Source organism: Burkholderia sp. PvR073, assembly GCF_054055695.1.
This window is the reverse complement of the sequence record NZ_JBSRXO010000014.1, coordinates 83,925-104,775: the sequence shown is the minus strand read 5'-3', so window position 1 is coordinate 104,775 and position 20,851 is coordinate 83,925. Positions and strand designations below refer to the sequence as shown.

The following is a 20,851-nucleotide window of genomic DNA, read 5'->3' as shown; positions in this document are numbered from 1 at the left end:
GGTCGCATGCATTTTGTGAATGTTCCTGCGAAATTTTTTCGAGGTGGCGTGACACCACGTGACGGCCCTCGACGCGGGCGGCAACGCGCATCGTGCCGCGCCCATACGCCGGCCATGCGATCCGCCCGATGCTCACCGCTTGCGCGCGACACAGATGACCGTGAGGCCCGCCATCCGATTGAACCGGAACATCGGCAACTCGGCCCGGCAGATCAGCTTGAGCAAACCATTGACGACCGGATGGTGCCGGCGCAATTGCGACGCCGGTTCGCGCGGTTGCCGACGCGCCCGCTCGCTCAGCCGCAATGCCGCCGCGAGCGGAAACGTGAGGCCGAAGTAGTAGGCGCCGTGCTCGACCTCCAGCCCCGCACGACGCGCGACGTCTTCAAGACCGTCGAGCGTGTACCTGCGCTTGTGCTCGAGAAAATCGTCATGCGCGCTCCAGAGGAACTGAAACGCAGGGACCGTGATCAGGAACCGGCTGCCCTTCGGCGCGCCCGCCACATATCGCGCAAGCAGCCCGACATCGTCATCGACGTGTTCGAGGACATCCATCAGCAACACGAGATCGGCATCGAATCGATCGACGGCGCGCCGAAAATGGACGGGCTTGCCGGCCGTCTCCCCGTCGGTATCGTCGGGGTAGCTCGTATCGACACACCACGCTTCGGTCGCCTGCGTGCGCTCGAGCAAATGCTTGGAAAAGAACCCCGAGCCCGCACCGACGTCGAGGATCCGGCTCGCGTCCGACGGGCCCAGAAGCCGACGGATCGCGCGCGCCTTCGACGCGTAGTACCAGTGATCGCCTACATCCGCTCCCAATACGTCGAGCTCCTTCAGATCCATGACGCCTCCCCCGTGTCGGCCACCATGCTGATCCATCCAGCCACTGATGCCGATCTTACCGCGCCTCGGCCGTGGCACCCACGACAAGTTGCGTGAATCGCACCGGCAATCCACGTCGCGTCCTAATCGAAAAGGACGATGGCCGTTTCGCCGCGGATCGCTACCGTGCGCTTACCCGGCGCGAGATTGACGCGAAATCGACGCGCACGGCGCATCGTCCGGCTGCATGCCGACCGAAACGGCACCGCCGCGCTTTGTCGCGCCGTGCGGCATGCCGGCAGCGGTTTCGGTCGCAACCGCGGTCGCGACTTCCTGTCACCGTCTCCGAAAAAGGCCAGTGAATGAATCAGAAAAACGAAATTTCCCGTCGACACTTTCTCCAGCTGGGTGCCGGCACGCTCGGCATCGCGCTGGGAAGCACGTCGCTTCTGTCCGCGTGCGGCGGCGACTCGATCGCGGTCGCCCCCGTCACGACGCCCAGGCTCGGGTCGGCAGCGAACTTTCGTGACACCGCGGGACCCGACGGAACAGGCTATGCCACCGCGAGCGGCGCAGCGATGAAAAAAGGCGTGATCTACCGGTCTTCCGCGCTCGCGTTGTCCGCTGCCGACCTCGCAACGATCGATACGCTCGGCATCACGCAGGTGTGCGACCTGCGCACGACTTCCGAGATCCAGGCGCAGCCGGATGTGCCATTGGCCGGCGCCACCTGGCAGAACCTCAACGTGCTTGGTGCCGCTGGGCTCGGTCCGCTTCCGACCAGTGGCGCGACGGCCGAGGCCTTCATGCAGCGCATGTATCGGGCGTTCGTGACGTCGGAAACGGCGCGGACGAGTTACCGCACGCTATTCGCCGGCTTTGCCGCGTCCGGCGGCAACCTGGTCTTCCACTGCACCGCCGGCAAGGATCGCACCGGCTGGGCGACGGCCATTCTGCACACGATCCTCGGCGTCCCCCGGCAGACGATTCTCGCCGACTATTTGCTGACCAACGTCTACAGCGCGTCGGAAATCGCCGCCTATGTCGCGCAGGCGCGCAAGAGCGGCGGCCAGGATGCGGCGGACATGATGGCCGCGCTGCAGAGCGCGCAGGACGCCTATTTGCAGGCGGCATTCGATCAAGTCGTCACGTCGTACGGCTCGATGGCGTCGTACATCGATAACGGCCTGCAACTGGACCAGCCGACGCAGAATGCGATCCGGCAGCGCATGCTGGTCTGATCGGCCGTGCCGGCGACGGCAGCGATACCGCGTCCGCCGCCGCGCCGCCGCCTGCGTCCCGAATCGAACGCGGCTCTCACCCGGCACGAAAACCCGCGTCGGCCCATGCCGGCGCCGGTTTGACGATCGGCTCAGCGCGCCGGCCGCCCCCGCCGCAAAACCAAACGACCGTTTGATCTTGCCGCCCTGCCACCGGGAATCCATTGTCCTGTCGTGCGCCGCCCGGCCTTGCCCGGACTCCCGTTGTTTGGTGACGCCGCTCTACCGCGCTATGCCACACTGCACCGCATCGACGTCCGCGCCGCGCATCGGCCGCGCGCCCTCGTCGATCACGACAAGACTTGGAGACAAACGATGCGGAATGCGGTCCGGCGCGACCATCGCACGCCTTCGGCAATTTTCGACTGGATGGCTGCCCAGCGACGCGCGGCAGCCTCGGTTTCACGCGGCACCTCCCGTGCACTCGGCTGCGGCGCGCTGGCGCTCGCGCTGCTCTGCGCCGGCTGCGCGGAACCAGCCGCGCAGCGTGACGGCAACGCGTCGGTCGCCTCGACGAAAATCGAGCGCGCCAAGGCCGAACGTCTCGCTCATGAACAGCAGATCGCCCGCACCGTGCCTTCGCTCGCGTCGATCCGACTCACGCAGCCGCGCCCGTTCACGCTGCGCGACTCGGGCCAGAACGGTGCGATGACGTTTCTGCGCGATGTCGATTTCCGCATCGTCGACAACCTCGGCTTCTTCATCCACCAGTTGTCCGCGACACTCGTGCCGACGCAGGCCGGCGCGCCGATCGTGTTCGATGATCCGACGAGCTTCGAGATCGACGTGCACGAAGGCACGGTCACGCTCGACAACACGAAGCTGACCGCCCTCTTCGACAGCTACATCTTCGGTTACCGCAACGCACCGCTGCGCAAGCTCGCCGTATCGGCCGGCGACGGCGTGATCCATCTGCAAGGCGAGATGCAGCGCGACGGCTGGGTGCCGTTCTCGCTGACCGGCACGCTGGCGATCCGCGACGGCAGTCAGCTCGTGTTCCACCCGAGCGGCGTGCGCGTATCGGGCATCAATGCGCAGCCGGTGATGCGCGCGGCCAACGTGAAGATGGCCGACCTGCTGAAGGTCGAGACACCGATCGCGCGGCTCGTCGGCGACGACCTCGTGATGTCGGTCGACAAGCTGATGCCGCCGCCGCGGCTGAAGATCCGGATCACCACGCTGCGCGTGACGCCGGCCGGACTCGACCTGACGCTCGACGACGGCTCGCACGCCGGCTTCGCGCTGCCCGCCAACGCGCCGCAACAGGCGATGTACATTCGCGGCGGCGACGTGAAATTCATGCGCTCGATGCCGATGAATGCCGACATCCTGATCAGCCCCGTCGATCCGACGAAGCGCGACCAGAATTTCGTGTTCGACCTGTACCACTATCGCGACCAGGTGTCGGCCGGCTATTTCAATTTCGACGAAAGCGGTGCGATGGCGATCCGGATGCCGTCGTATGCGGGCCCCGCGAGCGGCGCGCCGCTGGGCAATGCGGCCGCACGCCTGAACGACAGCTTCCTCGCCGCGCAGCAGAACGCGTTGCGCGACTTGCGCCAGCACTGGGAAGCGTTTGCGCTCGCGGCCACCGCGGCGCAGCCCGGCATGCAGAAAGTCTCGATGCGACGCTCGTCGACCACGCCGTTCAACGAACGGCACGTGTCGAACCGCAACCCGACGATCCATCTGCACAACGTCGACTTCAACCTGTCCGGCGACATCGGCTTCCATGTCGAGGATCTCGACGTGCAGCTCATCGCGAAACGGCCGGGCGAGCCGGTCGACCTCGACGATCCGAACCAGTACGACATCCGCATTCTCGGCGGAACGGTCGTCGAATCGTGGAAGGCGATGTCGGCGCTCTTCAACAACTATCTGCTCGACTATTCGCCGCGCTCGCTGAACGACCTGCAACTGAGCGCGGATGGCCAGGACCTGCGCGTGCAGGGCGGCATCAAGCTCTGGAATCACGTGCCCGGCGTATGGCTGCCGACCGACATGAAGGGCTCGCTGTCGGTGCTCGACGACCGGCACCTGGCGTTCAAGCCGTCGCAGGTGTCGGTGCTCGGCATTCCGCAGGCGAAGCTGCTGCGCTCGCTCGGCATCGAACTCGCGTCGCTGACGCCGCTGCAGCGCCGCGGCGCGGAACTGCGCGGCGACACGCTCGTGCTCGATCAGTACACCGTATTTCCACCGCCGGTGCTGAACGGAAAACTCGCCCAGGCGACGGTCGAACGCGACGGACTGCGCCTCACGTTCCGGCGTGCCGCCGACGCACCGGTGCCGAAGCGCCCGCAGATCGACGCGCCGAGCTACATGTGGATGGACGGCGGCGACATGAAGATGTTCAACGTACTCGAACTGAATGTGCGCGCACTGATTCGGAACTCTGCCGAGGCCGGCCCGATGCGTTTCGACCTGTACGGCTACCGCAGCCAGGTCGCGCAGGGCTCGGTGCGGATGTTGCCGGACGGCACGCTGGTCGTCGACATGGGCAAGCCGAATCCGCTCGCATCGCGCTGACAGCACGGTCCCGCGTGCATGAAAAAAGCCCGGTGGCACTTCGCCAACCGGGCTTTTTCTTGATTCGAGCGTCACGCTCAGTCGTGCTTCAGTCCGTCGATCACGTCGAGGAGCGCCTGCCGCAACGCGTTCACGTCGACCGTTGCCCCCTGCTTGCCCGGCGCACGCTCATCGGCTGCCGGCATGTCCGGCTCGACCGGTGCCACGGCACCGCGTTCGCCGCCCGGCGAATCGAGCCGGTTGCGCGCCCCGTTGATCGTGAACCCCTGTTCGTACAGCAACTCGCGAATCCGCCGGATCAGCAGCACTTCGTGATGCTGGTAGTACCGGCGATTGCCACGCCGCTTCACCGGCCGCAACTGCGTGAATTCCTGTTCCCAGTAACGCAGCACGTGCGGCTTGACCCCGCACAGCTCACTGACTTCACCGATCGTGAAGTAGCGCTTCGCGGGAATCGGAGGCAAGACGACTTTCTCAACCGTAGTGGTCATCGTCGGTTAACCGTCGGTAAGGGTGCGCGGCGGCCGCGCGGAGACGTCAACGCGCGGGCGTTATTCCACGCCGTTTTCGACCAGCGCCTTCAGCTTCTGGCTCGCGTGGAAGGTTACGACCCGGCGGGCCGCGATCGGAATCGCCTCGCCCGTCTTCGGATTACGGCCCGGACGCTGCGGCTTGTCGCGCAGCTGGAAATTGCCGAATCCCGACAGCTTGACGCTTTCACCGTTTTCGAGCGCGTCGCGGATCACTTCGAAAAAAGCCTCGACCATGTCCTTCGCTTCACGCTTGTTCAGCCCGACGCTGTCGAACAGCAGCTCCGCCAGTTCCGCTTTCGTCAGCGTCGGCGTCTCGGTGGACGCCGGCGCCGAAGCGTCGCGGTTCATGGCGCTGCGTTGCGCCGTCAGGAGGGCTTCGAATTCACTCGAGGTCATGTCGTTCATATCTGCCATACAGCGCGTTAAACCAAAACTTACGATGGGGAAAAGCCGCCCGCCAACGGGCGGCCCCTCTCCTTAGCCGCGCAGGCGAGCACCGGCACGAGCCATTCGCTCGACCAGCGTCTGGATCGCCTGATCGACGACCTCGTCCTGTAGCGTGCCAGCCGCGTCCTGCAGCGTCACGCGGAAGGCAAGGCTCTTCTCGTGCGCGGCAAGGCCACCGGAAGTATTTGATTTTGCACGAAATTCGTCGAAGAGTACAACCTTCTGAACGAATCGGCAGGCGTCGTCGGCCAGCGCCTTCTTCATTTCGTCGAAAAGTACCTGAACCTCGACCGCCTGATCGACCACGACGGCGATATCGCGCCGTACCGGCGGGAATTTCGACACGTCGGTCGGTGCCGGCAGCGCACGCGCGATCAGCGCGTCCGAGTCGATTTCGAACATCACCGGCGCATGCGGCAGCTCGTACTTCTGCATCAGGCGCGGATGCAGCTCGCCGATCCAGCCGACCGCGCGGCCATCGACTTCGATGCGCGCGCTGCGGCCCGGATGGAGGGCCGGATGTTCGGCCTTCACGAAGCGCGCGGCGGCCGGCGCGAGCAGCGCCTCGAGATCGCCCTTCACGTCGAAGAAATCGACTGCGCGGGTCGCCACGCCCCACTGCTCGTCGACAGCCGGGCCGTACGCGAGCGCGCCGACACGTTTCGGCTGCGTGTAGCCTTCGACGGTCAGCTCGCCGGCCTTCACCGACGGATCGGCGAGGAACACGCGGCCCGCCTCGAACACGCGCACGCGATCCGCGCGACGGTTCAGGTTGTGGCGCAGCACCGAGATCAGGCTGCCGAACAGCGTCGTGCGCATCACCGACAGCTGGCTCGCGATCGGGTTCAGCAGGCGGATCGGGTTGTCGTTGCCGGCGAAATCGTGCTCCCACTCCGCATCGACGAAGCTGAAGTTGACCGTTTCCGCGTAGTCGCGCGCCGCGAGCGCATGACGGATGTCGTGGATCGAACGCTGCGTCTCGTTGGTCGCGCGCATCTCGCTCGTCGCGACCGGCGGACGCGCCGGAATCTTCTCGAAGCCGTAAATGCGTGCGACTTCCTCGATCAGGTCTTCCTCGATCTCGATGTCGAAGCGGTGCGACGGCGGCGTGACCAGGAATGCGTCGTCGTCACGCTCGAACGGCAGGCCGAGACGCGTGAAGATGTCCGCAATCTCGTCGGCGTCGATCTTCACGCCGATGATGCGGTTCGCGCGCGATACGCGCATCTTCACCGGCGCGCGCTGCGGCAGGTTGACCGCCTGATCGTCGATCGGGCCGGCCTTGCCGCCGCAGATCTCGAGAATCAGTTGAGTAATGCGCTCGACGTGCTCGACGGTCGTCGCGTAGTCGACGCCGCGCTCGAAGCGATGGGCCGCATCGGTCGAGAAGTTGTACTTGCGCGCGCGGCCACGGATGCTGTCCGGCCACCAGAACGCGGCTTCCAGGTAGATGTTGGTCGTGTCGAGCGTGACGGCCGTGCTGTCGCCGCCCATGATGCCCGCGAGGCTTTCGACGTGGCGGTCGTCCGCGATCACGCCGACCGTTTCGTCGAGTTCGACCGTATTGCCGTTCAGCAGCTTCAGCGACTCGCCGCGCTTGCCCCAGCGCACCTCGATGCCGCCGTGGATCTTGTCCAGGTCGAACACGTGCGACGGGCGGCCGAGCTCGAACATCACGTAGTTCGAGATGTCGACGAGCGCCGACACGCTGCGCTGGCCCGAACGCTCGAGGCGCTCGACCATCCATTGCGGCGTCTTCGCGTGCGCGTTCACGCCGCGGATCACGCGGCCGGAGAAGCGGCCGCACAGATCGGGCGCGGCAATGCGCACGGGCAGCGTCTCGTCGAGCTCGACGCGCACCGGACGGATATCGACCGGCGTCAGCGGAGCGCCGGTGATCGCGGCCGTCTCGCGCGCGATGCCGAACACGGACAGGCAATCGGCCTTGTTCGGCGTCAGCTTGATTTCGAAGATCGTGTCGTCGAGATTGAGCGTGTCGCGGATGTCCTGACCGACCGGCGTGTCTTCCGGCAGGATCAGCAGGCCGCTGTGGTCTTCGGACAGCTTCAGCTCGCGCGCCGAGCACAGCATCCCCTGGCTCTCCACGCCGCGCAGCTTCGACAGCTTGATCGCGAACGGCTTGCCGCCCTCTTCCGCCGGCGGCAGTTCCGCGCCGACCAGTGCGACCGGCACCTTGATGCCGGGCGCCACGTTCGGTGCGCCGCAAACGATATTCAGCGTCGCGCCGGTGCCGGCGTCGACCTGGCAGACATTGAGCTTGTCCGCATCCGGATGCTTGACGACTTCGAGCACGCGGCCGACGACGATCTTCGACGTCGGCGGCGCAGCCTTGCTCAGCGATTCGACTTCGAGCCCCGCCATCGTCAGCGCGTGCGACAGTTCGTCGGTCGTCAGCTGCGGGTCGACAAAGGTTCTCAACCAGGATTCAGGGAATTGCATGGATGTCTACGTTCGAAACAGGTTAGATCGACGCCCGGGCCCCGTCGGAAACGTCCGGCGGGGCGTGCGCGGGCACATGTCGGCGCGGCGCGTGCGTTATGCGAACTGGCGCAGGAAACGCAGATCGTTCTCGAAGAACAGCCGGAGATCCTGCACGCCGTAGCGCAGCATCGTCAGGCGCTCGAGGCCGCTGCCGAACGCAAAGCCGATGTAGCGCTCGGGATCGAGGCCCATGTTGCGGATCACGGTCGGATGCACCTGCCCCGAGCCCGAGATCTCGAGCCATTTGCCGGCGTTCTTGCCGTGCTCGAACATCATGTCGATCTCGGCCGACGGTTCCGTGAACGGGAAATACGACGGACGGAAGCGCACGAGGATGTCGTCGCGCTCGAAGAATTTCTTCAGGAAATCGGTATAGACGCCCTTGAGGTCGGCGAAGCTGATGTTTTCGTCGATCCACAGCCCTTCGACCTGATTGAACATCGGCGAGTGAGTCGCATCGCTGTCCACGCGGTACGTGCGGCCCGGCGCGATCACCTTGATCGGCGGACGGTTCATGCGCGCGTAACGCACCTGCATCGGGCTCGTGTGCGTGCGCAGCAGCAGCTGGCGGCCGTCGGCATCCTTGCCTTCGACGTAGAAGGTGTCCTGCATCGAACGCGCCGGATGGTTCTCCGGGCTGTTCAGCGACGTGAAGTTGTACCAGTCGGTCTCGATTTCGGGACCGTCGGCCACGTCGAAACCGATCGAGCGGAAAATCTGTTCGACGCGCTCCCACGTGCGCATCACCGGGTGCAGGCTGCCTGCACCTGCGCCGCGGCCCGGCAGCGTGACGTCGATCGCCTCGGCGGCGAGGCGCTGGTTCAACAGCGCGTCGGCGAGCGCCTGGCGACGTGCGGTCAGCGCGGCTTCAACCTGCTGCTTCGCGACGTTGATGCGTGCGCCTTCGGTCTTGCGTGCTTCGGGATCGAGCTTGCCGAGGCCCTTGAGCAACTCGGTCAGCGCACCCGACTTGCCGAGAAATCGTGCTTTCTCGTTTTCGAGCGTGGTGATGTCGGCAGCCTGTTCGAAGGACTGCTGCGCGTCGGCGACAATCTGGTCCAGATCCATAGATCCCATCATTTCCAACGTCATTCGGTCTTGGCGAGCAAATCTGCCCACCAAACAAAAAAGGGGCTCGGAAGAGCCCCGTTTTCGCTGCAGCGGCCGAAACTACCGGAACATCGCTGCAACTAACCACGCAGTGCTAATTTCGCAATTAGGCTGCAACGGCGGCTTTCACCTGCTGGACGATCGCAGCAAAAGCAGCCTTGTCGAACACCGCCATGTCAGCCAGGACCTTGCGGTCGAGTTCGATCGACGCCTTCTTCAGGCCGTTGATGAACACGCTGTAGGTCATGTCGTGCTGGCGAACTGCCGCGTTGATACGCGTGATCCACAGTGCGCGGAACACACGCTTCTTGTTGCGGCGATCGCGGTACGCGTACTGACCAGCGCGCATCACCGCCTGCTTGGCGATGCGGTAGACGTTATTGCGACGGCCGCGATAACCCTTGGCCAGCTTGATGATCTTCTTGTGGCGGGCCCGTGCGGTTACCCCACGTTTGACTCGAGGCATGTTTCTCTCCTTAGAGTATCAGTTGAGGGGTTACGCGAACGGCAGCATTGCGCGGACGGAGTTCAGATCGGAATCATGAACTGCCGTTGCGCCGCGCAGGTGACGCTTGTTCTTCGTGGTTTTCTTGGTCAGGATGTGACGCTTGAAGGCTTGACCGCGCTTGACGGTACCGCCCGGACGCACCACGAAGCGCTTTGCAGCACTCTTCTTGGTCTTCATCTTAGGCATGACGAACAACTCCAGTTTATTAGATGGCGATGGGTGTGCGGTTGGCATGCGCCCTTGACCCGCCCTTCGAAACCCAGTCCACTTGTGTACGGCGAACCGCTTGCGCAGCCGCCGTCATTGTTGGCGCGCCGCCCTGACCGGGCAACGCACCGAACCACTTTCGAACCTGCGCGCCGTGCGCGCGGGCCCGTTACTTCTTTTTCTTCGGCGAGAGCACCATGATCATCTGGCGCCCTTCCATCTTCGGCATCTGCTCGACCTGGCCGACTTCCTCGAGATCCGTGCGCAGACGTTCCAGCATCCGCATGCCGATCTCTTGGTGAGCCATTTCACGGCCGCGGAAACGCAACGTGATCTTCGTCTTGTCGCCCTCTTCGAGGAAGCGCATGAGATTGCGGAGCTTGACGTTGTAGTCACCGTCATCGGTACCCGGGCGGAATTTGACTTCCTTCACCTGGATGACCTTCTGCTTCAGCTTCGCTTCGTGCTGCTTCTTGGACTCCTGATACTTGAACTTGCCGTAGTCCATCAGACGGCAGACCGGGGGAACCGCTTGCGGCGCGATTTCCACCAGATCAACATCCAGTTCTTCCGATTTACGGAAAGCATCAGCGAGTTTTACGATACCGAGCGGTTCGTTCTCGATCCCGACCAGACGCACTTCCGGCGCAGAGATTTCACCGTTGATGCGATGCGACGACTTATCAGTAGCGATGTTACGTTTCCTCTAAAAATTAAAAAAACGAGCCGCGCTGCCAGGGCGGTTACTTGAACGAGCGCAGGTCTTCCTGCAGACGCTCAACGAAGGCTTCGATCGGCATAACGCCAAGATCGACGCCGCCACGGGCACGCACGGCTACCGTTTGCGCATCACGCTCCTTATCACCCACGACGAGGAGATAAGGCACCTTTTCCAGCGTGTGCTCGCGTATTTTATAGCTAATCTTCTCGTTGCGCAAATCGCCCGCCACTCTAACCCCTTGTTTTTGCAACGTTTGGGTCAGAGAGTGCGCATATTCCACCTGACTTTCGGCGATATTGAGCACAACTGCCTGGAACGGCGCGAGCCAGGCCGGCATCGCGCCGGCATGGTGCTCGATCAGAATGCCGAGGAATCGCTCCATCGAACCGACGATCGCACGGTGCAGCATCACCGGCCGGCGGCGGCTGTTGTCTTCCGCGACGTACTCGGCGCCGAGGCGCTCCGGCAGCACCATGTCGAGCTGCAGCGTGCCGCACTGCCACGAACGGCCGAGCGCATCCTTGATGTGGTATTCGATCTTCGGACCATAGAACGCACCCTCGCCCGGCAGCTCTTCCCACGACAGGCCGCACGCCGTCAGCGCGTCGCGCAGGCCCTGCTCGGCACGATCCCAGGTTTCATCCGTGCCCGCACGCTGTTCGGGGCGCAGCGACAGCTTGATGTCGATGTGATCGAACCCGAAATCCTTGTACACGCTCATCGCCAGCGTATTGAACGCGATCGACTCGGCGATGAACTGCTCTTCGGTACAGAAGATGTGCGCATCGTCCTGCACGAAGCCGCGCACGCGCATCAGGCCATGCAGCGCGCCCGATGCCTCGTTGCGGTGGCACGAACCGAATTCCGCGTAGCGCAGCGGCAGGTCGCGGTACGAGCGCAGGCCGTGCTTGAACACCTGAACGTGCCCCGGACAGTTCATCGGCTTGATCGCGTAGTCGCGCTTCTCCGACTCCGTCGTGAACATGTTCTCGCGGTAGTTCTGCCAGTGGCCCGATGCTTCCCACAGCGAGCGGTCCATGATCATCGGCGTCTTGATCTCGAGGTAGCCGGCGTCGTTCACGCGGCGGCGCATGTACTGTTCGACCTGCTGCCACAGCGCCCAGCCCTTCGGATGCCAGAACACCATGCCCGGCGACTCTTCCTGCATGTGGAACAGGTCGAGCTGCTTGCCGAGCTTGCGGTGGTCGCGCTTTTCCGCTTCCTCGAGCATGTGCAGATATTGATCCTGGTCTTCCTTCTTCGTCCAGGCAGTACCGTAGATGCGCTGCAGCTGCTCGTTCTTCGAGTCGCCGCGCCAGTACGCGCCCGCGACCTTCATCAGCTTGAAGACCTTCAGCTTGCCGGTCGACGGCACGTGCGGGCCGCGGCACAGATCCGTGAAGCCGCCGTGCGAGTACAGCTTGATTTCGTCGCTTTGCGGAATCGATTCGATGATCTCGGCCTTGTACTTCTCGCCGATGCTGCGGAAATAGCCGGCCGCCTCGTCGCGCGACACGACGCAGCGCGTCACCGGCTCGTCCTTCTTCGCGATTTCCTGCATGCGCTTTTCGATCTTTTCCAGATCTTCGGGCGTAAACGGGCGGTTGTACGAGAAGTCGTAGTAGAAGCCGTTGTCGATCACGGGACCGATCGTCACCTGCGCATCCGGATACAGTTCCTTCACGGCGTACGCGAGCAAGTGGGCGGTCGAGTGACGGATGATGTCGAGACCGTCGGCATCCTTGTCCGTGACGATCGCGAGCGCTGCGTCGCGATCGATGACCGTGGACGTGTCGACGAGCTCGCCGTCGAGCTTGCCTCCAAGCGCAGCCTTCGCGAGGCCGGGACCGATCGAGGCCGCAACCTCGGCAACTGTCACCGGATGCTCGTATTGTCGAACTGAGCCGTCAGGCAAGCGTATCGAAACCATAGCAATCTCCGTGATGCCGACAGTGGGCGGCAAACCAGGTACGCGATATAAAAAATCACGCGCGAAATTTCGCGACAAAAAAAATGCGGCCCCGCTTTCGAGGGGCCGCATTCGATACTTCACTCAGGCTGAAAGGGCGAAAACGTTCCTCGACTAGCGTCGCTCCGAAAAGGTTTCGGTCAACGTTCGCGGTGTCATAACCGTATTCGCCCTGTTCGCGTTGAGTTATCTACTGCATCGAATACCCGGAAACCGGGCATTCTCAATTCGTTGGTAGGCTCGATTGGACTCGAACCAACGACCCCCACCATGTCAAGGTGGTGCTCTAACCAGCTGAGCTACGAGCCTAGAGAAGCTAAGATTATATGGAGCTAACGCTGACTTGGCAAGTGTTTTTATGCGGACGCAGCAAAACGATTACGTTCCGCCCCCATTACGGGGACGTCACGTCTTGCGCCCCGCCCGCACGACGCCCTGCACTTCGCCAAGCAGCGTGCACGCACGCTGCACCTGCGCGGAATTCGACACCTCGACCGTGAACTGCATGAACGCCGCATTGCGGCGGCTCTGCGTCTTCACGCCCACCACGTTCATTTTCTCGCGTGCGAACACTTCCGAGATGTCGCGCAGCAAGCCTTGCCGGTCACTCGCCTCGATCATCAGGTCGACCGGATAGACGGACACGCCGCGCCCGCCCAGCACGTCGGCCGACCAGGTCGTCTGCAGCACGCGCTCCGGCGCCCGTTCGGCCATCCGCCGGAACGTCGGGCAGTCGCTGCGGTGGATCGACATCCCCTTGCCGCGCGTGACGAAACCGCTGATCGGGTCGGGCGGCGCCGGACGGCAGCAGCGCGCAAGCTGGGTCAGCAGCGCATCGACGCCGACCACCAGCACGCCGGTCGACGCGCCGTGCGCGACACTCGCCCCGCTGCTGCGCTTCTCGAAATCCGCGGGAGCCTCGGGCGCATGCTCGGGCGGCGGCGCATCGGACAGCGCGTGCTCGACGTTGCGCAGGCTGAATTCTTCCTTGCCGACGACCGAGAACAGTTCCTCGGGCGACTTGAAGCCGAGCTTCGCGGCGAGGTTGTCGAGATTGACCGACGTCTTGCCCTCGCGCTGCAGCGTCTTTTCGACGAGCGCGCGGCCATGCGCGATGTTCTCTTCCTGCTCGATCGAGTTGAACCACGCCCGCACCTTCTGTCGCGCACGCGAACTCTTCAGGTAGCCGAGCTGCAGGTTCAGCCAGTCGCGCGACGGCCCGCCCTCCTTCACCGCGACGATCTCGACCGTCTGGCCGTTCGCGAGCGACGTGTTCAGCGGCACCATCACGCCGTCGACGCGTGCGCCGCGGCAGCGATGGCCGAGCTCGCTGTGCAGGTGGTAGGCGAAATCGACCGGCGTCGCACCCTGCGGCAGCGCGATCACGCGCGCCTGCGGCGTCAGCACGTAGATGTGGTCGTCGTCGAGCGACGTCTCGCGCAGCTGGGCCCACGCCTGGTCGCCCGACACTTCGACGTCGTCCTTCCATGCGAGCAGCTGGCGCAGCCACGCGATCTTCTCGTCGTACTTGTCGCTCGCCGAGAACTGGCCGCCATAGCCGCGCGCGCCGGCTTCCTTGTAGCGCCAGTGCGCGGCGATGCCGTACTCCGCGAAGCGGTGCATTTCCTGCGTGCGGATCTGCACTTCGAACGCGCGGCCGTCGTCGCCGATCACGACCGTATGCAGCGACTTGTAGCCGTTCGGCTTCGGGCGCGAGATGTAGTCGTCGAATTCCTTCGGCACCGGCTGCCACAGGTGATGCACGATGCCGAGCACCGCGTAGCAATCCTTGATGTCCGGCACGATCACGCGGAACGCCCGCACGTCGTACAGCTCGGCGAAGTCGAGCTCCTTGCCGCGCATCTTGCGCCAGATGCTGTAGATATGTTTCGGCCGCCCGCTCACGTCGGCCGGAATGTGCGCTTCCGCCAGCTCGTGCTGGAGCCGCTCGATCGCCTGGGCGACGTAGGCCTCGCGCTCGATGCGCTTCTCGTCGAGCAGCTTGGCGATGCGCTTGTAGGTGACCGGATCCTCGAAGCGGAACGCGAGGTCCTCGAGCTCCCACTTCAGTTGCCAGATGCCGAGACGGTTCGCGAGCGGCGCGTAGATCTCGAGTGTCTCGCGCGCGACGTCGGGCGGCGGATCGATCTTCGCCGCCGCGTAATAACGCAGCGACTGCAACCGCGACGCCAGCCGGATCAGCACCACGCGGATGTCCTGCGCGAACGCGAGCAGCATCTTGCGCAGCGCCTCGATCTGCGTGCGCCGCTCTTCCGCCGCATCGCGCCCGGCTTCAGGCATCGCATTCTGGGCGCGCAGGCTGACGGTGCCGAGCCGCAGCAGCTTGCGCACGTCGGACACGAGCCGCGCGACTTCTTCGCCGAACCGTTCGGTCAGTTCCCGCTCGGGATCGTTCAGGTGCGGCGTCAGCACGAACAGCGCGGCCGCCTGCATCGCGTGCGGGTCGACGTTCAACGTGCGCATGATCGACGCCGTGCCCGCCGAGTGATCGGCAAGCAGTTCGCCCGTCGACAGGCGCGCGTCGCCGGCCCGCTCGCGCACGAACGCGAGCACGTCGTCGAACGACGGCGCCGCGACGGAAGAAGCGGTAACGGACTCGGTCATCGCACGGCCTGGCGTATTGCGGTCATCGTGATGCTTCGCTTAGCTCCGCTGCGCGGCGACGACGACGATCTCGACCAGCAGCGCCGGATCCGCGAGCTTCGCCTCGACGGTCGCGCGCGGCGGCGTGTTGCCCGGCGCGACCCACGCGTCCCACTCCGCGTTCATGCCTTCGAAGTTCGCGAGATCCGAAATGTAGATCTGCACCGACAGCAGATGCGCCTTGTCGCTGTTCGCTTCGGCGAGCAGGCGGTCGATGTGGCCCAGCACTTCGCGCGTCTGGCCCTTGATGTCCTGGGTGGTGTCTTCGGCGATCTGGCCAGCCAGATACACGGTACCGTTGTGGATCGCGGTTTCGGAGAGACGGGCTCCGACGTGGTGACGAATGACTGCCATGGAATGTTCCGGTCGTTTGAGTGGGTGAAGAATCGGCGACGACGCGGCCCGCATGCCGCCGAACCGCATATTATGACGCGTTTATGAGACGCCTTCGACGAAAAACCGCCGCGCGAGCGCAATCTGGTCGGCATCCAGGAATGCCGGTGCATGCCCCGTGCCGGGAATTTCCGCCTGCGTCACATGCCGGCCGCGGCGCACCATCTCGGCGGCGGTCTCGCGCGACAACAGGTCGGACTCGGCGCCGCGCACGACGAGCAGCGACGCATCGGTCGTCTCGATCGCGCGCCACAGCGCGACCTCACCGAGCGCGGCCAGTTCGGGCGTCGTCGCCTTGAACGGCTCGGCGATGCGCGGATCGTAGCGCATCGTCCAGCCGCCGTCGGGCAGCTCGCGCAGCAGCGGCCGGTTGATCTCGCGCCATTCGTCGCCGGTCAACTCCCCGAACGGCAGCGACAGCGACGTCAGATAGTCGACACCTTCCTGCTCGGTCGCGAAGTGCGGCTGCACGCCGAGGTATTCGCCGATGCGCGTCAGCGAATCGGGTTCGATGCGCGGGCCGACGTCGTTGACGATCATCCGGCGCAGCGGCGAACCGGGCAGCCCCGCGAGCGCCATGCCGATCAGCCCGCCCATCGAGGTGCCGAACCAGTCGACCGACTCGACATCGAGCCGCGCAATCAGCGTGACCATATCGGCCACGTATTGCGGAATCGCGTAATGCCGCGGATCGGCGAGCCAGTCGGAGCGACCGCGCCCGACGACGTCGGGGCAGACGACGCGATACGTATCGGACAGCGCGGCGGCGAGCCGGTCGAAGTCGCGCCCCGAACGGGTCAGGCCGTGCACGCAGACCAGCACGCGCGGATTGGCCGGGTCGCCCCATTCGGTATAGGCGACGTGGTGAAGGCCGGCGGCGCTTGCACACTGCACGCGTCGCTGACGGGGAATCGGAGGATTCGCTGAGGTGATCGGCATCGTTGGCATCCTGTCGAACGGTGGCGGCGCGGCGGACAACGCTTGCGTCGCCCGATGCAAACGATTGTAAACCGCTTCGTCACCGCAGGTCGTCACGCACACGCCACCGCCGGCACATCGTTCACAGCGTGCTCAGTCGCCGCGGCCCCACGCGCCGCGCAACTGCTCGCGCAGGAAATCGACGAATGCGCGCACGCGCAACGGCACGTGACGACCACCGGGATAAACCGCATGAAGCGGTGCCGCGGGCGCCGCGAATGCGGGCAGCACGCGAACCAGTCGACCGGCATCGAGATCGGCACCGACGTCCCAGATCGACTTCAGCGCGATGCCCGCCCCCTCCAGCGCCAACGTACGAGCCGCGCCGCCGTCGTTCGTCAGCAGCGCGGCCGTCACCTCGACCGCAACCGTGCCCTGTGCACCGTCGAACCGCCACTCGGCACGCGGCTGGTCGCCCATCACGATGCATCGGTGCGCACGAAGCTCGGCCGGATCGGCCGGCACCCCGTGCGCGGCGAGATAGCTCGACGACGCGCAAAGCACACGATGATTCGGTGCGAGCTCGCGGGCGATCATGGTCGAATCGGCGAGGCTGCCGATCCGCACGGCGACATCGATGTCATGCGCGAGCAGATCGACGATCGTGTCGGTCAGCACCAGTTGCACGATCAGCTCGGGATGCCGCCGCTGAAACGCCGCGATGAGCGGCGCGATCCGCAGTCGGCCGAGCTCGCCCGGCGCCGTGACGCGCAGCACACCGCCGACCGTGCCGCGGCGATCGGTCATCAGCGTTTCGGCACGCTCCACTTCGGCCAGGATGCGCAGCACCTGCGCGTGAAACTGCGCACCGTCGTCGGTCAGCGTCTGCTGCCGCGTCGTCCGGTGCAGCAGACGCACGCCGAGCTGCGACTCGAGATGCGCAAGCCGCTTGCTGACGACGGACAGCGACAAGTCCAGCTCGCGCGCCGCCGCCGACAGGCTGCCGGCCGACACGATTCTCGCGAAGGTATCGAGCGCCGGGAGATCGTCGATCAGCATCGCGGCACCGGCCCCGATTGAACCTTTCCTTTTTTCGAATAATCCATTCGATTTCCGACGGTATTTAGATGGAAATCGAAAACCTACCATACCTGTTCCGCGTCGTCGCACGACGCCATACACAGGACCCCCGAAACCATGTCGATTCGCCTTCTTTCGGCCGCTCGCCCGATCACCCGCGTCATCGCCGCGGCCGCCTGCGTCGTTGCGCTGTCGCCTGCCGCCTCCCGCGCGGCGGGCCTCGTCGAGCCGCACGGCCTGACCGTCGCGGCCGACCTGCCGGCCCAGCAGGCACGCGCGCAGATCCTCGCCACGCGTCGCTACGGCACGTTCTGGGATACCGGCGACGCCACCCTCGCCCGCACGGCACTCGCTGCCGGCTTCATCGACCGCACACTTCCGGCCGGCCGCGCGCAGGGCGTACCGGGACCGCTCGCGGCATCCCAGACGATGCGCGCGGCCATCCCGGACCTGCGTTGCGACATCGAGCAGATGATCGTCGCGGGCGACCGAGTCGTCGTGCACCTGCATTTTCGCGGGCATTTCACCGGCACGTTCAATGGCACGGCCGGCAGCGGGCAGACGGTCGACTTCATCGCGACCGACATCTACCGGATCGACCACGGCCGGATTGCGGAAAACTGGCACATCGAGGACAACCTGACGCTGATGCGCCAGCTCGGGCTCGTCGGCTGACGGAGAAGACGATGACTGACAACGACTCCAATTCGGCGACGCCTCCGGCGCGCCGCACGTTTCTTGCACAGGCCGGCGCCGGGCTGGCGGCCGGCGTCGCGGTGGTCGCGGGCGCCTCCCGGCCGGCCGCCGCCGCGCCGGCACCGCAGCCGAAAGACACGAGCACCGGCGGATTCTGGCCGAACGATACGCGGCTCGTCATCTCGATCTCGATGCAATTCGAGGCCGGCGGACAACCGCCCAAGGGCGCGGACAGCCCGTTCCCGCCCGTCGAATTTCCATCGTCGGTGCCGGTCGATCTGGCGTCGGCCACGTGGTTCGCGTATGGCTATCGTGAAGGGATTCCGCGCCTTCTTGACCTGTGGGATCGGCACGGTGTGAAAGTCACGTCGCACATGATTGGTGAGGCCGCACGCCGGCATCCCGACCTGGCGCGCGAGATCGTGTCGCGCGGCCACGAAGCGGCCGCGCACGGCCCGACATGGCGCTCGCAATTCGCGATGACTCGCGACGACGAACGTCGCTTCCTCACCGAAGCCCGCGACATGGTCGAAGCGGCGACGGGACAGCGCCCGATCGGCTACAACTGCAACTGGCTGCGGCGCGGGCCGCACACGCTGCCGCTGCTGCAGGAACTCGGTTACGTGTATCACATCGACGACGTCAGCCGGGACGAGCCCTTCATCGAGACCGTCGGCGGTCGCGATTTCGTGGTCGTCCCGTACACCCTGCGCAACAACGACATCCTGCTGATCGAGGGCCGCAACTACTCGCCGACGATGTTTCTCGAGCAGATCAAGCTCGATTTCGACGAGCTGTACGCGGAAGCCGGGCAGCGGCGCAGATTGATGTCGATCAGCGCGCACGACCGGATCAGCGGCACGCCGCAGATGGTCCGCGCCTGGGACGCTTTCCTGCGTTACGCTCGATCGCATCCGGGGGTGGCCTTCATGCGCAAGGACGACATCGCCCGCTTCGCGCTGCGCAGCCCGTCGACGCTGCGCGAAACCGAAACGATCTGACCGGATTGCACTCACCTCTTCTCCTCGGAACGACCACCATGAACGATCCACTCCACGGAAACAAAGTACTTGTCGTCGGCGGCAGCTCGGGCATCGGCGCCGCGGCAGCGAAAGCCTTCGCGCAACGCGGCGCTGTCGTCACGATCGCATCGCGCAAGCCGGCCAGGGCCGGTGCAGATGCCACGCCGGACGAGCACGTGCGCACCGAAGCGCTCGACATCACCGATACGGCGGCCGTCGATGCGTTCTGCGCGCGCGTCGGCCAGTTCGACCACGTCGTGATTTCGGCCGCGAAGACGGCCACGGGCCCGCTGCGCGCACTGCCGCTTGCCGACGCGCAGGCAGCGATGGACAGCAAGTTCTGGGGCGCATACCGCATCGCCCGCTCGATCGATATTGCACCCGGCGGCTCGCTGACATTCGTGTCGGGTTATCTCAGCGTGCGGCCGAACGCGTCGTCGGTGCTGCAGGGTGCGATCAACGCGGCGCTCGAGGCGCTCGCCCGCGGCCTTGCGCTCGAACTGGCGCCCGTGCGGGTGAACACCGTGTCGCCGGGCCTGATCGCGACGCCGCTGTGGGACAAGCTCGCACCCGACGCGCGCGATGCGATGTACGCGGGCGCCGCCCAGCGCCTTCCCGCACGCCGCGTGGGCCAGCCCGAGGACGTCGCGAACGCGATCGTCTACCTGGCCACGACGCCTTACGCGACTGGTTCGACGGTGCTGATCGACGGCGGCGGCGCGATCGCGTGACGCATGCGGTCATGGCAAAACGCCCCGCGTTCCGTCAGGAACGCGGGACGTCGATGGTCATGCGCAAAGGACGGTGCTCAGGCGACCGCGCTCACATCGAGCGGTGCGCCCGTCTTCGTCTGGATCTCTTCCGCGCTCACGCCGTCGGCGAGCTCGAGCACCTTCAGGCCGGCCGGCGTCACTTCGATCACACCGAGATCGGTGATGATCAGGTCGACCACGCCCACACCCGTCAGCGGCAGGTTGCATTCGTCGAGGATCTTGTGCTGGTCGCCCTTCGCGACGTGCTCCATCAGCACGACGACGCGCTTCACGCCCGCGACGAGATCCATCGCGCCGCCCATCCCCTTGATCATCTTGCCGGGGATCATCCAGTTCGCGAGGTCGCCCGTCTTGCTGACCTGCATCGCGCCGAGGATCGCGAGGTTGATGTGGCCGCCGCGAATCATTGCGAACGAATCGGCCGACGAGAAAATCGACGAGCCCGGCAGCGTCGTGACGGTCTGCTTGCCGGCGTTGATGAGATCCGCGTCGACTTCGTCCTCGGTCGGCGACGGGCCGATGCCGAGCAGGCCGTTCTCCGACTGCAGCCACACCTCGACGCCTTCCGGCACGTGGTTCGCGACGAGCGTCGGCAGGCCGATGCCGAGGTTCACGTAGAAGCCGTCCTGCAGTTCCTTCGCCGCGCGCGCGGCCATCTGGTCACGATTCCAGGCCAT

The 20,851-nt window shown here is 65.1% G+C and carries 19 protein-coding genes and 1 tRNA gene; 5 read left to right on the top strand and 15 right to left on the bottom strand.

Annotation, left to right across the window (positions count from 1 at the left end):
- Nucleotides 1–132: 132 nt before the first annotated feature.
- Entirely contained in the window at nt 133–846 is a 714-nt protein-coding gene (locus ACVK00_RS30335; protein ID WP_284891913.1) for a methyltransferase domain-containing protein, read from the bottom strand.
- A 341-nt stretch (nt 847–1,187) separates the two neighbouring features.
- Between ACVK00_RS30335 and ACVK00_RS30330 the strand changes: the two genes are divergently transcribed.
- Nucleotides 1,188–2,066, top strand: a complete 879-nt coding sequence (locus tag ACVK00_RS30330) for a tyrosine-protein phosphatase (protein ID WP_284891915.1) — start codon at nt 1,188–1,190, stop codon at nt 2,064–2,066.
- Between the two features lie 354 nt (nt 2,067–2,420).
- A complete protein-coding gene (locus ACVK00_RS30325) occupies nt 2,421–4,631 on the top strand; it encodes a hypothetical protein (protein WP_354122961.1) in 2,211 nt (736 codons plus the stop codon).
- Between the two features lie 77 nt (nt 4,632–4,708).
- Here the strand turns inward: ACVK00_RS30325 and ACVK00_RS30320 are convergent, their stop codons facing one another.
- From ACVK00_RS30320 to ACVK00_RS30260, 13 genes are all read right to left on the bottom strand, one after another.
- A complete protein-coding gene (locus tag ACVK00_RS30320; protein WP_228907416.1) occupies nt 4,709–5,122 on the bottom strand; it encodes a MerR family transcriptional regulator in 414 nt (137 codons plus the stop codon).
- 60 nt (nt 5,123–5,182) lie between these two features.
- Entirely contained in the window at nt 5,183–5,569 is a 387-nt protein-coding gene (locus ACVK00_RS30315; RefSeq protein WP_006753316.1) for an integration host factor subunit alpha, read from the bottom strand.
- Between the two features lie 72 nt (nt 5,570–5,641).
- On the bottom strand, nt 5,642–8,071 hold the full coding sequence (gene pheT, locus ACVK00_RS30310; protein ID WP_284891920.1) for a phenylalanine--tRNA ligase subunit beta: 2,430 nt from the start codon (nt 8,069–8,071) through the stop codon (nt 5,642–5,644).
- A 96-nt stretch (nt 8,072–8,167) separates the two neighbouring features.
- On the bottom strand, nt 8,168–9,181 hold the full coding sequence (gene pheS / locus ACVK00_RS30305; RefSeq protein ID WP_006753318.1) for a phenylalanine--tRNA ligase subunit alpha: 1,014 nt from the start codon (nt 9,179–9,181) through the stop codon (nt 8,168–8,170).
- Between the two features lie 148 nt (nt 9,182–9,329).
- Nucleotides 9,330–9,689 carry a 50S ribosomal protein L20 gene (rplT, locus tag ACVK00_RS30300; protein WP_006052502.1) on the bottom strand — a complete coding sequence of 120 codons (360 nt, stop codon included), beginning with the start codon at nt 9,687–9,689 and terminating at the stop codon, nt 9,330–9,332.
- A gap of 30 nt (nt 9,690–9,719) precedes the next feature.
- A complete protein-coding gene (gene rpmI, locus ACVK00_RS30295; RefSeq protein ID WP_004191477.1) occupies nt 9,720–9,917 on the bottom strand; it encodes a 50S ribosomal protein L35 in 198 nt (65 codons plus the stop codon).
- 190 nt (nt 9,918–10,107) lie between these two features.
- Nucleotides 10,108–10,632: a translation initiation factor IF-3 gene (infC, locus tag ACVK00_RS30290; protein ID WP_166721564.1), complete on the bottom strand. Its 525-nt coding sequence runs from the start codon at nt 10,630–10,632 to the stop codon at nt 10,108–10,110.
- Between the two features lie 49 nt (nt 10,633–10,681).
- The gene (thrS, locus tag ACVK00_RS30285) at nt 10,682–12,589 is read right to left on the bottom strand and encodes a threonine--tRNA ligase (RefSeq protein ID WP_284892807.1); all 1,908 of its coding nucleotides are present in this window, start codon (nt 12,587–12,589) and stop codon (nt 10,682–10,684) included.
- A 271-nt stretch (nt 12,590–12,860) separates the two neighbouring features.
- Nucleotides 12,861–12,937, bottom strand: a tRNA-Val gene (locus ACVK00_RS30280).
- Nucleotides 12,938–13,033: 96 nt separating this feature from the next.
- Entirely contained in the window at nt 13,034–15,253 is a 2,220-nt protein-coding gene (locus tag ACVK00_RS30275) for a RelA/SpoT family protein (RefSeq protein ID WP_228907413.1), read from the bottom strand.
- A gap of 39 nt (nt 15,254–15,292) precedes the next feature.
- A complete protein-coding gene (locus ACVK00_RS30270) occupies nt 15,293–15,646 on the bottom strand; it encodes a RidA family protein (RefSeq protein WP_006758848.1) in 354 nt (117 codons plus the stop codon).
- An 81-nt stretch (nt 15,647–15,727) separates the two neighbouring features.
- Nucleotides 15,728–16,624 (bottom strand): alpha/beta fold hydrolase, encoded by an 897-nt coding sequence (locus tag ACVK00_RS30265; RefSeq protein ID WP_284892630.1) that lies wholly within the window; start codon nt 16,622–16,624, stop codon nt 15,728–15,730.
- A 132-nt stretch (nt 16,625–16,756) separates the two neighbouring features.
- Nucleotides 16,757–17,662: a LysR family transcriptional regulator gene (locus ACVK00_RS30260; RefSeq protein WP_284892809.1), complete on the bottom strand. Its 906-nt coding sequence runs from the start codon at nt 17,660–17,662 to the stop codon at nt 16,757–16,759.
- 138 nt (nt 17,663–17,800) lie between these two features.
- Here ACVK00_RS30260 and ACVK00_RS30255 point away from each other — a divergent pair, with 138 nt between their 5' ends.
- The 3 genes from ACVK00_RS30255 to ACVK00_RS30245 are packed head-to-tail and all read left to right on the top strand — an operon-like array spanning nt 17,801 to nt 20,132.
- Nucleotides 17,801–18,358: an ester cyclase gene (locus ACVK00_RS30255; protein ID WP_284892632.1), complete on the top strand. Its 558-nt coding sequence runs from the start codon at nt 17,801–17,803 to the stop codon at nt 18,356–18,358.
- Nucleotides 18,359–18,369: 11 nt separating this feature from the next.
- Nucleotides 18,370–19,380 (top strand): polysaccharide deacetylase family protein, encoded by a 1,011-nt coding sequence (locus ACVK00_RS30250; protein ID WP_284892634.1) that lies wholly within the window; start codon nt 18,370–18,372, stop codon nt 19,378–19,380.
- 38 nt (nt 19,381–19,418) lie between these two features.
- A complete protein-coding gene (locus tag ACVK00_RS30245) occupies nt 19,419–20,132 on the top strand; it encodes an SDR family oxidoreductase (RefSeq protein ID WP_284892636.1) in 714 nt (237 codons plus the stop codon).
- A 77-nt stretch (nt 20,133–20,209) separates the two neighbouring features.
- Here the strand turns inward: ACVK00_RS30245 and ACVK00_RS30240 are convergent, their stop codons facing one another.
- Nucleotides 20,210–20,851, bottom strand: coding sequence for a CoA transferase subunit B (locus ACVK00_RS30240; protein ID WP_175655837.1), 642 nt, complete (start codon nt 20,849–20,851; stop codon nt 20,210–20,212).